This is a genomic window from Streptomyces sp. NPDC055078, assembly GCF_053607985.1.
Window position 1 is genome coordinate 1 of the sequence record NZ_JBSGUP010000115.1, and the last position, 16,328, is coordinate 16,328.

At 67.6% G+C, this 16,328-nt stretch carries 12 protein-coding genes and 2 pseudogenes; 7 read left to right on the forward strand and 7 right to left on the reverse strand.

The genetic code is table 11. The features are described from left to right. Positions 1-42 precede the first annotated feature (42 nt). Positions 43-1,086, reverse strand: a complete 1,044-nt coding sequence (locus ACWF94_RS12910; protein ID WP_453487399.1) for a TniQ family protein — start codon at positions 1,084-1,086, stop codon at positions 43-45. Between the two features lie 171 nt (positions 1,087-1,257). On the opposite strand from ACWF94_RS12910, the gene ACWF94_RS12915 reads away from it, so the two are divergent. Next, positions 1,258-3,627 carry a Helicase associated domain protein gene (locus ACWF94_RS12915; protein WP_453487400.1) on the forward strand — a complete coding sequence of 790 codons (2,370 nt, stop codon included), beginning with the start codon at positions 1,258-1,260 and terminating at the stop codon, positions 3,625-3,627. Positions 3,628-3,849: 222 nt separating this feature from the next. On the opposite strand, the gene ACWF94_RS12920 is transcribed toward ACWF94_RS12915, so the two are convergent. The 5 genes from ACWF94_RS12920 to ACWF94_RS12940 all read right to left on the reverse strand — a co-directional run bounded on the left by ACWF94_RS12920 (position 3,850) and on the right by ACWF94_RS12940 (position 7,390). Then, complete coding sequence (locus tag ACWF94_RS12920; protein WP_453487401.1) at positions 3,850-4,365, reverse strand: putative immunity protein; 516 nt, start codon at positions 4,363-4,365, stop codon at positions 3,850-3,852. Positions 4,366-4,506: 141 nt separating this feature from the next. After that, on the reverse strand, positions 4,507-5,319 hold the full coding sequence (locus tag ACWF94_RS12925; RefSeq protein ID WP_453487402.1) for an ExeA family protein: 813 nt from the start codon (positions 5,317-5,319) through the stop codon (positions 4,507-4,509). Between the two features lie 13 nt (positions 5,320-5,332). Further along, positions 5,333-5,521 (reverse strand): hypothetical protein, encoded by a 189-nt coding sequence (locus tag ACWF94_RS12930; protein WP_389277452.1) that lies wholly within the window; start codon positions 5,519-5,521, stop codon positions 5,333-5,335. Between the two features lie 4 nt (positions 5,522-5,525). Further along, on the reverse strand, positions 5,526-6,920 hold the full coding sequence (locus tag ACWF94_RS12935) for a DDE-type integrase/transposase/recombinase (RefSeq protein WP_453487403.1): 1,395 nt from the start codon (positions 6,918-6,920) through the stop codon (positions 5,526-5,528). A gap of 95 nt (positions 6,921-7,015) precedes the next feature. Continuing rightward, on the reverse strand, positions 7,016-7,390 hold the full coding sequence (locus tag ACWF94_RS12940) for a hypothetical protein (protein WP_389277446.1): 375 nt from the start codon (positions 7,388-7,390) through the stop codon (positions 7,016-7,018). 266 nt (positions 7,391-7,656) lie between these two features. On the opposite strand from ACWF94_RS12940, the gene ACWF94_RS12945 reads away from it, so the two are divergent. The 3 genes and pseudogenes from ACWF94_RS12945 to ACWF94_RS12955 all read left to right on the forward strand — a co-directional run bounded on the left by ACWF94_RS12945 (position 7,657) and on the right by ACWF94_RS12955 (position 12,322). Then, positions 7,657-8,271: a hypothetical protein gene (locus ACWF94_RS12945; RefSeq protein ID WP_453487404.1), complete on the forward strand. Its 615-nt coding sequence runs from the start codon at positions 7,657-7,659 to the stop codon at positions 8,269-8,271. 160 nt (positions 8,272-8,431) lie between these two features. Then, positions 8,432-10,873 (forward strand): Helicase associated domain protein, encoded by a 2,442-nt coding sequence (locus tag ACWF94_RS12950; RefSeq protein ID WP_453487405.1) that lies wholly within the window; start codon positions 8,432-8,434, stop codon positions 10,871-10,873. Between the two features lie 357 nt (positions 10,874-11,230). Beyond that, positions 11,231-12,322 (forward strand): annotated as a pseudogene (locus ACWF94_RS12955) (IS630 family transposase). Here the strand turns inward: ACWF94_RS12955 and ACWF94_RS12960 are convergent. Next, positions 12,319-13,896 (reverse strand): hypothetical protein, encoded by a 1,578-nt coding sequence (locus ACWF94_RS12960; protein WP_453487406.1) that lies wholly within the window; start codon positions 13,894-13,896, stop codon positions 12,319-12,321. The pseudogene ACWF94_RS12955 and the gene ACWF94_RS12960 overlap by 4 nt on opposite strands. 451 nt (positions 13,897-14,347) lie before the next feature. Here ACWF94_RS12960 and ACWF94_RS12965 point away from each other — a divergent pair. The 3 genes and pseudogenes from ACWF94_RS12965 to ACWF94_RS12975 all read left to right on the forward strand — a co-directional run. Continuing rightward, a pseudogene (locus tag ACWF94_RS12965) lies at positions 14,348-14,626 on the forward strand (IS5/IS1182 family transposase); the annotation flags it as partial. A gap of 295 nt (positions 14,627-14,921) precedes the next feature. Continuing rightward, positions 14,922-15,362 (forward strand): hypothetical protein, encoded by a 441-nt coding sequence (locus ACWF94_RS12970; RefSeq protein ID WP_453487407.1) that lies wholly within the window; start codon positions 14,922-14,924, stop codon positions 15,360-15,362. Between the two features lie 44 nt (positions 15,363-15,406). Further along, positions 15,407-15,541 carry a hypothetical protein gene (locus ACWF94_RS12975; RefSeq protein ID WP_453487408.1) on the forward strand — a complete coding sequence of 45 codons (135 nt, stop codon included), beginning with the start codon at positions 15,407-15,409 and terminating at the stop codon, positions 15,539-15,541. Positions 15,542-16,328: the final 787 nt, after the last annotated feature.

Consider the following 16,328-nt stretch of genomic DNA (forward strand, 5'->3'; position numbering starts at 1 on the left):
GCCCGGAACCGTACGGTTCCGGGCCCGCCAGCCGTATGTGGCCTACATGTCGGCAGCCGTCATGCCCAACTGCCAGGTCAGGCACGAGCGCTGGCGCACCGAACCGCTCCGGGACGCGATCCGGTCGTGCCCCGACGCCAGCATCAGGCGACACCCGTCCGCCGGACGGGCCGCAGCGGGCACCCCCATACGGTGGCGCCCCAGCCACACCAGCAACGCCTGACGCCCTTCAGCCACGTCCACCCCCCACCCGACCATCAACTGCTCCACGCCCGCGAGCCACCGGGCCCGGTCCGCCGTTTCCCGCTGCCCCGCCCGTTCGAAGTCCAGCATGGCCCGCGCGAGCTCCGCCGCCTCCGGGTAGATCACCAGCGGGGCCGCCCGCATCTCCCGCGCACCCAGCCCAGCCGTCCAGGCCCGCTGCACCCAGCACACGGTGTCCGGCATCCGCGTCCACCAGTACACCGCGACCTGGAAGGCATCGGCGAACAACTCCTCACCGGCCGGCCCCCACCGTGCGGCCAACTGCTGCCGCACGCCGTGCGCCGTCACCGTCTCGGGCAGTTCGGCCAGCCGCACGAAGTCCGGACCACGGCCGCGGGAGTCGTCCGACCAGTAACCGTGCCGCAGGCACACCTGCCAGCTGTCCTGCGACATCAGCCACACCGCCTCGCCGACACCCAGGTCATCACCGCACAGCCGGCAGTACCGCACGAGATGCCCCGCCAACGGCTCCCAGGGCCACCTCCACTCCGCCGCTTCTTCCGGGCCACCCGCCAGCAGCCACTCCGCGCCCAGACTGGGCAGATCCTGCTGCAGGAGACCAGGCGACCGGTCAGCCAGGACAGCCAGAAAGCGCAGCCCCGCCTCGTTCACGTACATCTCAGTGCACTGCGGGTACTTCTCCACCCGCTCGGGATCCACGGATGCCTCGCCCTGCCCGACCCGGTCGAGGAAATCAGCCAGGCTCAGACCGTTGGCGTGCGCGAGCCGGTTCACGAACGACCCCGTCGACTCACCCGCCACCGACCACGCATGCAGTGGCAGCGCCCTGCGAGGCCCGTACAGGCCGGGATCGTCCAGCACAGATGCCCTCCGCCGAAGCTGCCACCATGCCCACCGTGACCCGCTTGCAGAGGGCGGTCAAGGACCCAGCACTCGTTCGGGTGAACCCAGACGAACGTCTCGCCGCAGCCCCGCACACCCCTTCCACCCTGAGAACCGCATGCTTGTGCACGCCGTTACCGGGGGAGGGGCATGGTCACGACGACACGCATCCGCCCGGACACGACCACCCCCGCCCCGGCCCCTCGTCTGAAGACCCGCCTGCGCGGGCGCCAGCAGAGCGCCGCGGACGCCTGCGTGAGCAGCTTCATCGAGGGCTACCGCCGCGTCACCGTCATCATGGCCACCGGCACCGGAAAGACCCTGGTGGCCCTGCACGCCGTCCAGGAGACCGCGCCCGAAGGGGTCTCCCTGGTGGTCGTGCCCTCCCTGCGGCTGCTCGAGCAGACCGCCGCGGTATGGCACCGCGAAGGACGCCTCGGCCGCTACCTCGGCGTCTGTTCCTCGGATAACCCAGCGGACCCGGACCTGGCCGGTGTCCTCACCATGGTCCATACCGGCGACGAACTGGCCTGGCAGGCAGCCGACACTCATGGACCGCTCAACGTGTTCTGCACCTACGACTCCCTGGACAAGGTCGTCGAAGCCCACCGCGACTTCCAGCTGCCCCGCTGGGACGTCGTGGTCGCCGACGAAGCCCACCGCACCGCCGGCGACTACGACAAACCCTGGGCCCGCATCCACCACGACGACAAGCTGCCCGCCCGCCACCGCCTCTACATGACCGCGACGCCCCGCGTCTTCGACGCGAAGAAAGCCCGCGCCAAAGGCATCAGCACCGACACCGTCATCGCCTCCATGCAGGACCTGAGCATCTACGGACCCGTCGTCTACCGCATCTCCCTGAGAGAAGCGATCGACGAGGGACTCCTCGCCGACTACCGCATCGCCGGCGTCATCATCAGAGACGAAGACCTGCGCGGCCTGCTGAACCGGCTCCCCGCGAACACCTGGAGCGGCGAAGCACTGCGTGCTGCAGCCGCCCAAGTCGCCCTGCTGGTCGCCCAGCACCGCTACGACCTGCGCCGCACCCTGACCTTCCACCCCTGCATCGACGCGGCGGAAGTCTGCGCCGAAACACTCCACCAGACCGCAGCCCTCATGCCCCCGGCCTACCGCACCCCCCTGCAGGTCGGCACCGTCAGCTCCCGGCAGAGCCCCTTCGAACGCCACAAGAACTACACGGCCTTCGCCGACACCCCTCTCAACACCCCCACCTCACAGCAGCCGCCGCGCCGGGCCGTCCTCACTAACTGCCGCTGCTGCTCCGAAGGCGTCGACATCCCCGCCATCGACTCCCTGCTCATCGCCCATCCCAAGACCAGCACCATCGACATCATCCAGTCCATCGGACGCGCTCTGCGCCAGACCCCCGGCGACGGCAAGATCTCCACCATCGTCATCCCCATCTACATGGCCCCTGGCGAAACCCTCGCAGAGGCCGTCAAGAAGACCGCCTTCCACCTGATCTACCGGGTCCTCATCGACCTCGACGTCTACGACGAGCACACCTTCCACCTCGTCGACCACTTCCGGTACTCGACCGACCCCGCCGGACCCCGGATCGCCCCGCCCCCGGAGCGCGCCGACGAGATCATCCCCGTCCTTGATCTGAACGACGTCATGGCCCCCAACCGCGTATGGGAGGCCGCCTTCGAAGTCGCCACCAACTTCCACACCCAACACGGCCACCTTGACGTCCCCAGCCTCCACCTCCACGGCCGTTTCCACCTCGGCTGGTGGACCGGAGTACAGCGCTCCATGCGCAAGAGCGGCCTGCTCCTGCCCGAACGCATCGCAGCACTGGACACGCTCGACATGATCTGGGAACACCCCCCGCACAGCATCGAGCGCAAACTCCTCATCGCCCGCGACTACGTCACCCGCCACGGACACCTCGCACCCCGGTGGGCCGAACACCACCAAGGCCTGCACCTGGGCCGCTGGCTCGCCGACCGCCGAAAGGAGGTCATCACCCGCCGCCTGCCCTACTGCTACCAACGGGCCCTGAACGAGATCTACCCCTGGTGGAACGCCAAAGGCGAAGCCGATTGGAAACGCACCTACGCCCGCGCCCACACGGCCGCGCGCGACAACACCCTGATCTTCCCCGACCCGCACCAACTCACCGGCACCACAGCGCCGCTCACTCACTGGCTGGCCAAGCAGATCGACAACCTCACCCGACTCGAGCCCTACCAGCACCACCTCCTGGGCGACCTCCCCATCGAGCACCCCCTAGCCCTCCTGCTGCGCCGTCCCCGCAGCGCCTCCCAACGGGCCTTCGCCCGAGGACTGCAGGCCGCCTACGCCTACCGTCGCCGCCACCATCACCTGGACGTTCCCTATAACTACACCTGCGAAGACGGCCCCGAATTCGGTCTGGGAAGGTGGCTCGCCGAAAAACGGCGTGCCCCGCAAACCCTCTCCCGGGAACAACTGGACGCCCTGGAAGCCCTCGACATGCGCTGGACCTCACGCCACCGGCACAGCACAACCTGAACCACCGTGCGCACCAGCAGACCACAGGAGTACTCCGGCATCATGACGACACCGCCCCGCTCACCCGGCCGGCTGCCTTTGTTGCCCGGCGTTGAAAATGCCGATGCGGGCGGCGTTCACTATGCCGACGAGCTCTGACGGCGACGCCCCGCCGGTTGGTGTTCCGGCGGGGCGTCGTCGGTGAGGTGTCGTTTTCTTCGGCAAGGTGCCGGTGGATCAGCCTCAGCAGTCGAACACCGACCAGCAGATGTCGTTGCGCAATCGCTGGTCGTCAAGTACGAGCTCGCGAATCCCCTCCGGGAGCTGGTCGCGCTGCCACTGGCACTCGAGTCGTCCCGCGGCCTCACTCTTGTCTTGTGGCGCGGCAGCGCGTGCGGCCTTGATCGCATAGGCAGCCGCTCCGAGCTCGTGCGCGGCGACGTGTGCGACGACTGCGGCCTGGCCGGCGGCGTAGGCGGCATGCCGTGCTGCGCCACACAGGTCTCGAGCGGCGCCCATGGCATGGCCGCCCGCCGCGCGGGCCTGCATCATCTTGACCTCGCCACGGACCCAGGCGCGGGCATGCTCGATCGCCTGGCGCGGCCGTGGGTCCTCAGGCTGAGCCGACTCGAAGAGGTCGAGGACGTGCTCCGCGCAAGCTGCCGCCCAGAGGGCGAGGAGATGATGATCCGAATCAGTGAGGGTCCCACCGCGGCGGATCGTTATGAAGCGAGGGTCTCTGACCTTCGGGAGGATCATGGTTGGCCTTCCTTCCTGCTGGCATCCGCGCCACATCCGAGCATGCGCACCCGCGACCGTGCGCACCCGGAGCGAAGCCTGCAAAACCGGTGGCCAGTCCGCAAACCCGGCTGCCGATTCCCGGCCGGACGAGATGAGTTCTCAGTCGCCGACCACCTCGCTCACGGCAGCGCGGGCGGCGGCCTCGTCGACGAGGTTCTTGCCGGTGGCGAAGGCGGCGACCAGGGCCTGCAGGGACAGGTTGTTGACCGCCCGCGGGTAGCCGCGCGAGGTCGTGTGGATCAGCGTGAGGGCGTCCTCGTTGAACAGCTGGTCTGGACGTCCAGCGATCTTCAGGTGGTGGGCGACGTAGCTGGTGGTCTCGGTGGAAGTCATGCCCGGCATCGTGTAGCGCAGGGCGGTGCGCTGTTCCAGGGCGGCCAGGACGGCGAGTTTCATGGTGCGTCTGAGGGTGGGCTGGCCCACCAGCAGGCAGGACAGCGGGGAGTCCTGGTCCATGCCCTGGTTGGTGAGCATGCGGATGGATTCCAGCTGTTCGTAGGACATCAGGTGGGCCTCGTCGATGACGAGAACGGGGGTGCGTCCGCGTTCCTCGCGCTCGGCCAGCAGGACCTTGCCGGTCTGGACGGTCAGCCGCGAGCCCAGGTGGGAGGGGGTCTGGCCGAAGGTGTTCACGATCACTTCGTGGATGCCGCGGACCCCGATCATCGGGTTGGGGATGTAGACGACGCTGTATTTCGACGGGTCGAGGGTGTCCAGGCAGGTGCGGACGGAGACGGTCTTGCCGGCGCCGACCTCGCCGGTGACCACGCCGATGGAGCGTTCGGCGATGCACCAGGAGATCCGGGCGACGGCCTGGTTGTGGGAGTCGTGCCGGTGCAGCATGCCCGGCGCGAGGTTGCGGCCGAACGGCATGCGCTCGAACCCGTAGTGGGCCTGCAGTTTCTCAATCACGTCTGTTCTCCGGTCAGTTCGCAGGTGAGGACTTCAGGTGTTCGGTGGCCAGCTCCAGAGCGGCGGTGATCCAGTCGGCGGCGGTGTCGAAGCCGACGTGGGCGGCCAGTGCCTCGTCCACGTCGTCGCCGCAGGCTTCGAAGAAGCCGTGCAGCTCTTTCAGGAACACCGCCCAGTCGCCTGTGGCCAGGGGCTTTGCCATCGGCTCAGCCCTCGGCGGCGGTGTCAGTCAGATCGACGGCCTCGGTAGGCGGATCGGCCAGCGCCGCATAGTTGATCTTCTGTCCGAGGTGGTTGGAGTGCGCGTTGTCGACCAGGTGGAGGTAGTCGATGCCGGTGGTCACCTTCGGCTCCTCGGCGGGGACTTCGGGCCGGGCCATGGGATGGGAGTGCCGTTCGATCTGGAACGGCGTCGCGGTGCCCGCGTCCTGGCCGTCCAGGCGGACTCGCAGGAAGGTCAGGTCGAAGGGGTCGAAGACCAGCTCGACCTTGTGGCCGACCAGTTCGGGTTCGACCTGGTAGCGGTTGCCGTGCAGCGAGACGGTGGCGGTCTTGGCGACGCGGCGGGGCTCGGACCAGCGGAATGCTTCGGCGAGATCCGCGGGCTGCGGGATGGGGAAGGGGGCGCCGGCCATCCACCGCTGCAGCGGTTCCTGCTTCGTCTCGGAGTGCACCCGGCGGTGGTAGATGTTCTCGACCCAGGCGGTGAACAGGCGGTTCATCTCCGCGAGGTCCTTGATCTCGCGGCCGACCTCGCCCTTGTCGGATGCGATCTCGACGGTGAATTCCCCGTTCACCGTTCTGAAGAACCGTTCGATTTTGCCTCTGCCTTCCGGGCGCCCCGGGGCGGAGTGCACCAGCTTGATGCCGAGTTTCGCGCACGCCCGAAGCAGCCACGAATCGACGAAGGCGCTCCCGTTGTCGACGTAGATGTACTGAGGGACGCCCCGCGCGGACAGCGCCGGACGCAGGGCGGCGGCCAGGCGGACGGTGTCCTCCATGAAGCCCCAGCGGTGCCCGACCACCGCCCGGCTGTGGTCGTCCAGGAAGGCGAACAAGTACGTCTTGCGGCCGTCGATCCGTGGCCCGTGCAGTGCGTCCCCGACCCAGAGTTCGTTGGGCCGGTCGGCCTCGAACCGTCCGAATGCACCCGCGGGCTTGTCCGCCTTCAGCGCGACCAGGCCCGTCTTGTGGAACATCCGCTGCAGCGTCCGCTCGTCCGGAGCCCACCCCAACTGGGCCCGCAGAATCCTTCTGACCTGGGCGGCCGTGCGGTCGGGGTTCTCCTTCTTGAGCGCCATGGCCAGTTCGACCACCTCGGGCGGGGTGCGGGGCTGGGACTGGCGCGGGGAAGGCACGAGTGCGTCGAATCCGCCCTGGCGCCACTCGAGTATCCAGCGGTCCAGGGTCCAGCGGCTGATCCTCACCGGCCGGCCGTCGGCGTCGATGTGCTCCTGCTGGGCCAGCTTGCGGACCAGAGCACCTCGTTGGCGCCTGGTCAGGCTCGGGTCCGCGGCCTCGCGGATCAGCATGTAGCGGAACAGGCCGATGCGTCTGGCCCGCTCGGTGCGGGTGCCCTCGTCGTCGTTGTTCTTCGTCACCTCCAGCTTCCTGACGTCTCGTCACGGGCATGGGCCCGCCGAGACTGTCAGGAACAACCCAGTGAAGATCAGAGGCAGTTGGTGTTGATCGACGATCACGGCCATCTCGGCGACAGCAACCGTCCCCGACTGGTTGCCGCAGCCAGCTGCCACGGCGACACCTCGCCGATGTCCGGCCAGCGCGAGACCGCGGCCTTCCAGGCTCCGATCACCGCCGAGACCGCCTGCGCGAACGGCGTCGCCGCCAGCGCCGGCGGGATGGGATCAACACCGGTATCGACCAGCAGCACGGTGAAGTACACGCGAACGTGCTCAGCCCTTCGTTCGAACCGCCGCAGCCAGCCGCGAACGGTGTCCACCGGCCGAGCCAGCCGGGCGGCGATGGACCTGGCTCCCACCCCGGACGCCTTCCAGGCCAGCGCGGTCCCTATCACGTCCGCCAGATCCACCCGCCTGACCAGCACGAACACCGGAAGGAGCACATGCGAACCCCCGCAGCCCGAACAGCGAGCCCGCCGCGGACACACCCTCACGAGACCCTGCGCATCCCGCAGCACCCGGTGTCTCGCCCATCCCCACGGCGCGAGCACACCCCCGCAATCCGGACACTCGATCTCGCCCGCCAGCAACCTGGTCTCGACCCTGGCCACGTCCGCCTCTACCGTGAGCACCGGCGCCTCCAAGCGCGTCACGGCCCTCCCGGACTCGGCCAAGAGATCTTCGGGAGGGCCTTCGCATGCCTCCTTATCGGCAAGGTGCCGCCGCCGAAGAACTCACCAATCCCACAGGCATGCGTCCGAATCCGTCGGCACACAGCATGCCCTCAACCCACCGCCCACATAGGCATCTTGAGTGTCGTCTAACACTGCCTTCCTTCAACATCGGCCTCACCCACGTCACGCTCCCCACCTCACAGGTACAGGTCAACCGCCTGACTGAACTCATCAACGAATTCACTCTGGGCACCGACGTGATCGTGATCGTGTTGAGCACCGTCACCGACCCGGCCTCCCCCCACTCGGACGAGACCGACGTCGATCGAAGCCGCTTCACCTGGCCGCCCTGGCAGGGAGAGACCATCCCCGACGCCCACCAGAAATGGAAGGCGGTCTTCGCCACTCGGGACCGCACCTTCAGAGGCATCTACTACGAGGGCCCCACCCTTAGAGAGACGCCGACCATCCGCGTCCCAGCCACCATTCTGTCCGACGCGCTGTGGAAGATGGTTCAAAAAGAGTCCTGCGCGGTCCTGTGCACCGGCCTCACCGGAGATCCCTCCGCAGCCGAAGTCACGGCCGCCCTAGCAGAAGGAATGCTCCAAGCAGTCCTGGTGGAAGCCTTGTTCGCCTAGCCTCCAGACCAGCCCCACGACATCCCCTAAGGTTGCACGACACGACACGACACGACCCACGCCCGCCACCACGGGCCTCCGCAACGCCATTCAGCGACGGACACGCGACACAATGGATCTCACCGGCCGCCGTTCCCTCGCGCACTGAGGACCCTGCCCCATGTCTTCCCCCAACGAGCCCCTCGCCGAAATCTCGGCTGTCACTGCCTCCCAGGCCCGCCCTGCCCGGCTCTCACTGCGCCCGGACCAACAACGGGCGGTCGACAGCGCGGCACGTCACCTCGCACGCGCGCGGACCCGCGGACACGCGGTCTCGGCCTGCGGCACAGGCAAGACACTCACCGCGCTGCGGACCGCCGAGGCCCTTGATGCCCGGCACCTGCTCATCGCCGTGCCGAGCCTGGACCTCATCTCCCAGTGGGCTCAGACAGCCCGCAACGACGGACGCCGGGAACCGATGATGGCCATCTCGTCCCTGGCCGCGGCCAGGCACCCCGTCCTGGCCGGAGCCGCTGTCCACAGCACCAGCAACCCGGAGTTCCTGGCGACTTGGCTGGCCCGGCACGAGCACGCCACCGTCTTCGTCACGCTCGACTCCCTCCCGAAGATCGAACAGACCCAACACACCCGCGCGCCCGCCCCGACCTTCGACCTCGTGATCGTGGACGAGGCGCACCGCACCGCGGGAAGCTGGGACAAGGACTGGACCGTCCTGCACGACCACACCCGCATCCGAGCCGACCGCCGCCTCTACCTCACCGCCACCCCCTACGAATGGGACCCGCCCCGCCTGACCGAAGCACCCACCACCCGCCCCCAGCCCAGACGTACCACCGCGACCGCCCCCGCCTGGGACACCCCAGCCCTCGTCGCCTCCATGGCAGACACCAAAATCTTCGGCCCCCGCCTGCACACCTACAGCCACGCGGATGCCATCGAGGACGGAGTTCTCGCCGACTACCAGCTGGTCGTCCCCACGATCACCGACACCCAGCTGCGCACCGTACTGGCCACCCCCGACGTGCACGCCGGCTTCGGCCCGACCGCGCGCCGCACCACCGCGCTGCACCTGGCCGTCCTCAAAGCGATGACCGAGCACGACCTCCACCACGTGATCGTGTACTTCCAACAGGTCGCCGACGCCACCGACTTCGCCCGCCAGTTCCCCCACACCCTGCGCACCACCGCCAAAGACCAACGCCCCACCTGGACGAGCGACCTGGTGGTCCAGTCAATCAACGGCACCCACACCCCCGGCCAGCGCCACGACATCCTCACCGACTTCGCCACCGCCGAACGGGCCGTGCTGACCAACTCCCAAGTACTGGGGGAGGGCATCGACCTGCCGGCCGTCGACGCGGTCGTCTTCGCCGACCGCACCGCCAGCGTCCGCCGCATCGTCCAGGCCCTGGGCCGCGCCCTGCGCAAACCCCCCACCCAGACCACGAAGACCGCCAGCCTCGTCATCCCCGCCTACATCCCCCACGGCGCTGACCCCACCGACCTCCTCGGCACCCCCTACGAAGCCCTCTGGCTCGTCACCGCAGCCCTGCGCCACCACGACCAGACCATCGCCGCCCGCGCCCCCCGCACCACCGCCAAACGCCGCCTGGAGCAGGGCACCCGCACGCTCCTGGCCCGCCGTTTCCGTTTCGACTTCACCCTTGACCCCAACAGCATCGCCCGGGCCATGGACCTGATCGCCTGGCCCGCCGACGCTGCCGCGCTCTCCGCCCCCCGCCGTGCGGGCCTGGCGGCCGCGACCCGCTTCCACGCCGAACACCGCCACCTGCGCGTGCCCGCCGACTATGAAGACACCTACGGCTACCGGCTCGGCGCCTTCATCACCGGCCAGCGCACCGCCCGCAGACAAGGCCTCCTCACCGAGGACTGGATCGCCGAACTCGACGCACTCGCTATGATCTGGGACGACCACGAAGCCGCCTGGCAGGGCAACCTCACCACTGTCACCGCCTTCCACACCGAACACGGCCACCTCGCCATCCCCGACCACCAACCCGGCGGCCGCTTCCTCGGCATCCAGCGCACCCTCGCCCGCGACAACCGCCTCGACCCCGACCGCCACGCCCAGCTCGCCGCACTCGACCCCGACTGGACCCTCCCGCACGGCCCCGACTGGCATCGCAAATACCACCTCCTGCGACGCCACATCGAAGCTGGCCACAGCCCGGCCGCGCTGCACCGCGACACGGTGATCGACGAGGTGAAGGTGGGAGGCTGGCTGCACCGCCAGCTCTCCGCCTGGGACCGCCTCGTCCCCGCCCAGCAAGCTCTCCTCGCCCGCCTGCAACTGACCCCCGCCACTCCGCTGCCCCCTGCAAGGCCGACGGGCCCGCCCGCGGCGAAGCGGCGCCGTCGTTCCTTCGAGCAGAACGCGCAGATCCTCCGGTTCTTCGTCGAGCACTGGAACCGCCCGCCCGGTGCACGGGAATGGATCGAGATCGACGGTGAACGCATCATGATCGGCCCGTGGCTGTGCAAGACCCGCAGCAGACGCGACGCCGGCCAACTCGCACAGGATCACAATGACTTGATGGCCCAGATCCTCCAGGCAGCCTGGACCGCCCCAGCACCGGAGTAACGGCACCCGGCCCGAAAAGGGCCCGTACGGACCTGGCGGGGGGAGCGGTTCGCGGAGTCTGCCATCAGCAAGGACGGTAGGGCACGAGGCCGAGACTCAACCTTCCACATCGTACGAGCGGCCGCCTGACGGCTCCCGGGGTGCTCGATCTCAACTGGCCATCGGAGCCTGGGCTTCGGTCTGACGGGCGCGCCGCTGCGCGCGTACGCCAGTGCCAGACCTGTCCAGGGCCGACCAGTCCGGTTCGTCGCCGGGGTCCTTCGTCACCACCTTGGACACAGCCGGACCAACGATCCGATGATCTAAACGAAACGCTCTAGTGACCTGAGTCGGAGGTTTGTCGTTAGTTCGGTCGGCATGGGTCGTCCTGGGCCGAAGATTCCGCCGTTGTCGTTGACCGATGCCCAGCGGGCTGTGCTGGAGGGCTGGGTGCGTCGGCGTACGACGGCCCAGGCGTTGGCTCAGCGGTCGCGGATCGTGCTGGAGTGCGCGGACGGGCACTCGGTCATGGAGGTGTCGCGCCGGCTGCGGATCGCTGCGGACACGGTCCGCACGTGGCGGCGGCGGTTCCTGGAGCATGGCCTCGACGGGCTGGGCGACGAGCCGCGGGCGGGTGTCCCGCGAAAGATTACGGACGCGGATGTCGAGCGGGTCATCGTCAGGACGCTCGAAGAGAAGCCGAAGAACGCGACGCACTGGTCGACACGGTGGATGGCCGCGGCCACGGGGATGTCGCAGTTGACGGTCTCAAGGATCTGGCGGGCGTTCGCCCTGGCACCGCACCGGTCGCAGACCTTCAAGCTGTCCACGGATCCGCTGTTCATCGACAAGGTCCGCGATGTCGTGGGCCTGTATCTCGATCCGCCGGAGAAGGCCCTGGTCCTCTGTGTGGACGAGAAATCCTCCATCCGGGCTCTGGACCGGTCCCAGCCGGTCCTGCCGATGATGCCCGGGGTCCCTGAACGCCGCAGTCACGACTGCATCCGCGCCGGCACGACCACTCTCTTCGCCGCCTTTGAGGTCGCCACCGGGAAGGTCATCGGCTCTCTCCACCGCCGTCACCGGGCCGCCGAGTTCAAGAAGTTCCTGGCCAGGCTCGACAGGGAAGTCCCGGCCGGTCTCCAGGTCCACCTGATCCTCGACAACTACGCCACCCACAAGACACCGGACATCAAGAAGTGGCTGCTGGCCCACCCGCGGTTCCACCTGCACTTCACATCGACCAGTGCGTCGTGGCTGAACCTGGTGGAGCGGTGGTTCGCCGAGCTCACGTAGAAGAAGCTCAAGCGCGGCGTCCACCGCTCCGTCCAGGCCCTCGAACGCGACATCCGCGCCTGGCTGACCGACTGGAACAACCACCCCAGACCCTTCATCTGGACCAAGACCGCCGACGAGATCCTCGACAAAGTCGCTGCCTACTGCCACCGAATCTCTGACTCAGGTCACTAGTCCAGCCGGAAACGAAGGCGAACGTCGTCTGCCCATTGCCCTGTGTCGGCGTTGCTCTCCTGCCAACGTCCTTCGTCACAGATCAGCGTCCGCGGCCCGAGCAGGATTCGTGGGAACAGGGACCGACTCGGCACCCGGGGAAGCACCTCGACGGTGTCCAACCGGAAGGCGGGCACCTTGAATCCGCACAGATCACCATCATGGAACAGCACGGATCCGTGGCCGGAGAACCAGGCGACGAGGCTGGAGTGGGCCAGGTTGCAGACAACCGGGACGTCAATGGTCCCGGACACGGTGTCGCAGTCCTCTTCCTTCACCTCCGGCGCCGCCAAGAGGAGTCCCCGGGGAATCGGCTGGGTCTGCTGGTCGGCTGCCGAGCCGAGGAAAATCAGGGAGTTCCGGGATTCCGGGCTAGCCATGTCTTTGACCATCACAGATACCGCGTCCCAGCCGTCCAGGCTTTGGGCATCGCGATAGGCCGCCGCGCACTGGGCCAGATCGCCCAAGTTCTCGAAGTACGTCACATCGAGAGGTGGTCCGTCGCCGTTGTCGAAAGAGAAGACCGACTCGGGGTGGCAGGTGGTGAGGAAGTCAAGCAGGACCGGATGATCGTTAAGGAGAGCGTCGCTGTCCGGGTCGGCGAGCGCCCGCATCAAGTGCACGTACTGACCGTCCTTCTCGACCCGGGCAGAAACGGTCAGGGCGAAGCCCGCAGGGTAGATGTAACCGAAGTGGTGGTCGTTGGCAGTACGCAGCACCGGCAGTTCCGCGGACACGGGAGTGGTTTGGACGCACACCCTGGTGGGATGATCCATGACGAAACCGGCCAGCACATACGGCTGGGGCAGGTGCGCCAGGCCCCCCATGACCTTGCCGCTCAGCGCGAGTTCGCGCATCCTCTGGTCACGGCGTACCGGCTCACCGAAGGTGGCCAGGTAGAGCGCCTCCTGCTCAGCGGGTGTTCCTCGCTCGAACCACGCGTACAGGTCCAGGGATGTGATGAGGGTTGCCTGGCTGTCGGCATCGCGGTGGATCTGGATCTGGACAGGTCCGGTGATCGGTTCGGCAATCTTCCGGGCAGCGTCGGCACGCACCTGCTCAAGGTAGCCGGGGGCGCTGACCTCCCCGATCGCGTCCCGGATCTCCGCCACCGGCCGCATGTCCTTGGGGGTAAAGTGCTTGGACTTCTTGGCGGACGCCAGAAAGTGGGACAGCTCCACGATGAAGGCGGCATCCATCATCCGGAAATAGACGGCCGCGGACTTCGGCCCGTTCAGCTTCACCAGGGCGAGACCGGTCGGGAACTGGGCCGCCAGCAGGCACTCGGCATCCGCCTGGTTCAGTCTGATCCGCCCGTCGTCCCGATCCGTCGCGCGGACGCTGAAGCCGACGAAAACTCCGGATACCGGTCCGGTCCGGCCGAAGGCCGCAGCCAGGTCCGGCTGGCACAGGAAGTCGAACCCGAAGTCGTGTTCGACCTTGTTGGGGATGATGAAGTTCTCCTGGCAGGAGAGCCGGAACCGGTCCTCTCCAATCGCCCCGATGCGCTGGGCGGCGTTGCGTTTCTTCGGCACGGTCCCCCAGATCGCACGTTCCTGTCAGGCGGGCCGGGTACGTCTGCTGCTCCTGCGGCCGCATCTGCTGCTCTCATTATCGCAGCCGCACCGGATCGCCCGCACAGATATCTGGTCACCGCTCAGCGATGCCGATGAGGACCTAAACTGGGCTGTCGCGGTGGACTCCACGATCGTGCGCCCGCCGGCGCACCACCCCGTCAGCCGTCCGTGGCCCCAGATGTTTTCAGGGTCCTCGCTCTCGTGAAGAGCTCTACGAATCCGGCTGATCAAGAGGTGGCCCTGGGAACGGCTCGAACCCCGGCACGCTACGGCGATCGAGTCCCAAGCGGCAGGGGTCGCGCACGCGTCGCTCTTGTCGAAGCACTCAAAGCGCGGCATACAGCAAGACATCTCGCTCGCCCTCTGCCTAGAGCTGATCCAACTCTCAGCCCTCAACGCCTATTAGGAGTACTCCTCCCTCACGATCCGCGAGCATCTGCGTACACGCGGCATCCAGGCGGTCATCCCCGTCCCCGCCGACCAACGCGGTTACCGGCTTCGTATGGGCAGCCGCGGGGGCAGGCCGCCGTCCTTCGACCGCGAGGCATACAAACAGCGCAGTACCGTTGAACTCTGCATCAACGAGCTCTAGCAATGGCACGGCCTCGCCACCCGCTATGACAAGACCGCAACCATCACGTCCAACGGCCTCCACCTCGCAGGCATCTTCTTCTGGGCCGCCCGCTGATCCAAACGAAACGCCCTAGGCTTTCTGGCGTTGCGACCCTCCAGCAGCACGACTGCAGTCGCCGGTTTCGGTCATGTCGTCGTCCTCTTGGACACCGTGGTGATTCGGTCGGGTGAAGCAAGGCCAGGTGAGGTCGGCGGAGGCGCGAACCCGGCGTGACTGTCCGGCACCCATCGCCCACACCGGCTACTGAGACACCCCAGGGAGCCCGGATAGGACAGCCTGACGCCGCCCCCGTGGCGAATACCCCGCCATCGATGGCGGCCGCCGGCCGGATCCCGCTAGCGTCCCCGGTATGACCCGATACCCGCACCCCTGCCCCGACCTGGACCAGCTCCTGCGCCTCATCGGCATCCTTGGCGAGCCCGGAGAGCGCTTCTTCTGGAAGAAGTGGCGCCCGAACGAGGACGGCTACGGTTACAAGAAGATCAAGGGTGGAGTGATAGCCCTGTTCCGCGAGACCGGCGCCGGCGCCGACGACGCCCACGACCGTTGGGCGCACGACTTCGCTGATTACGTCCTGATGCTGTTTGCCACCTCCTCCCATGATGAGGAACGCGCACTGGTCGACCTCATCGGCGGCACCATCACTAGCGGCGACACCACCGCCGTCGGCACGCACTTCCTCGCTGACCTGCGTGCCACCGCCTGGCGCGTCTGGCGGGACCACCACGCCACCACCGCCGACGACACCGTCAAGTGGTGGACCGACGCGGTATGGGACGTGCCCCGGTAGGCCCCAGGAGCCGGCTACGCTGCCGCCCTGAGCCAGCGACGCCGTTGGCAGACCAGGACACCAGCGAGGACCCACGCACTCCCCAGGCCAAGGCCCGCTCCGACCAACTCGCCCAGAAGCGCGATGACTTGATGGCCCAGATCCTCCAGGCAGCCTGGACCTTCCGAACACCGAAGTAGCAGCCAGGCCCCGTACGAACCCGGCCGGGGGAGTAGTTCGCCGAGCCTGTCGCAAGCAAAGACGGAAGGGCCCGGAGCCGAAGCTCGACCTTCATCGGGAATCAGATCTGTGTCCGCCCCAACGCTGCCCGAGCCCACCCCAAACGCCGGGCGGATACCGATCGCTCAGCCATCCTGGAGGCCGCGCCGCTGCGCGCTGAGGCGGCCTCCAGCCAGACCCGGCCGGACGCAGACCGCGAAGCGGCCGGTCGTTTCAGGGGATCACTGCCAGATGACGGGCAGTGTCCGCCGGTGAGCAGTAGTCAAAAGCCCGCACAGAAGCTGCCGTAGCCACGACAGCTCGTCAGCTTCAGAGACAACAAGCCCACCCCGACACCGAACACGGCCTCGCAGCAGTGATTCTGAGAGGTAATCAAATAGCGTTGACTCAAGGGGCGAACGACGCTACCGATCTCCGCTCCAAGCCGCCGCTCTTTCGCCAACCACCCGGCGTCGCGAGAACGGATTCCGGTTAGACGTCGGCACAAACAGGGGAGCCACGTGTTTCAAAAACGTGGTGAGTTTTCTGCTTCCCTAGCCGGAGACGGAGCTCGGGTCGCTTCACCGTCCTCAAGCACCGGATCCCCTGCTGTGTAGCCAGCCCGAAGGCGCACCGCGGAGCGGGGCGCCTTCCCAACCTCCTTCGCCACGTAGCTAGTTGAAGGGGAATCTCCAGGCAAGGTGTAAGGGAAGTTGATCGCGGAGCGATCGGGTTCCCATGCACCGACCCACAGCATGCTCCACGGAG

Coding starts and splice junctions, on each gene's coding strand:
- ACWF94_RS12915 (WP_453487400.1), top strand. CDS start 1,258: ATGGTCACGACGACACGCATCCGCCCGGACACGACCACCCCCGCCCCG.
- ACWF94_RS12920 (WP_453487401.1), bottom strand. CDS start 4,365: ATGATCCTCCCGAAGGTCAGAGACCCTCGCTTCATAACGATCCGCCGC.
- ACWF94_RS12930 (WP_389277452.1), bottom strand. CDS start 5,521: ATGGCAAAGCCCCTGGCCACAGGCGACTGGGCGGTGTTCCTGAAAGAG.
- ACWF94_RS12945 (WP_453487404.1), top strand. CDS start 7,657: ATGCCTCCTTATCGGCAAGGTGCCGCCGCCGAAGAACTCACCAATCCC.
- ACWF94_RS12950 (WP_453487405.1), top strand. CDS start 8,432: ATGTCTTCCCCCAACGAGCCCCTCGCCGAAATCTCGGCTGTCACTGCC.
- ACWF94_RS12970 (WP_453487407.1), top strand. CDS start 14,922: ATGACCCGATACCCGCACCCCTGCCCCGACCTGGACCAGCTCCTGCGC.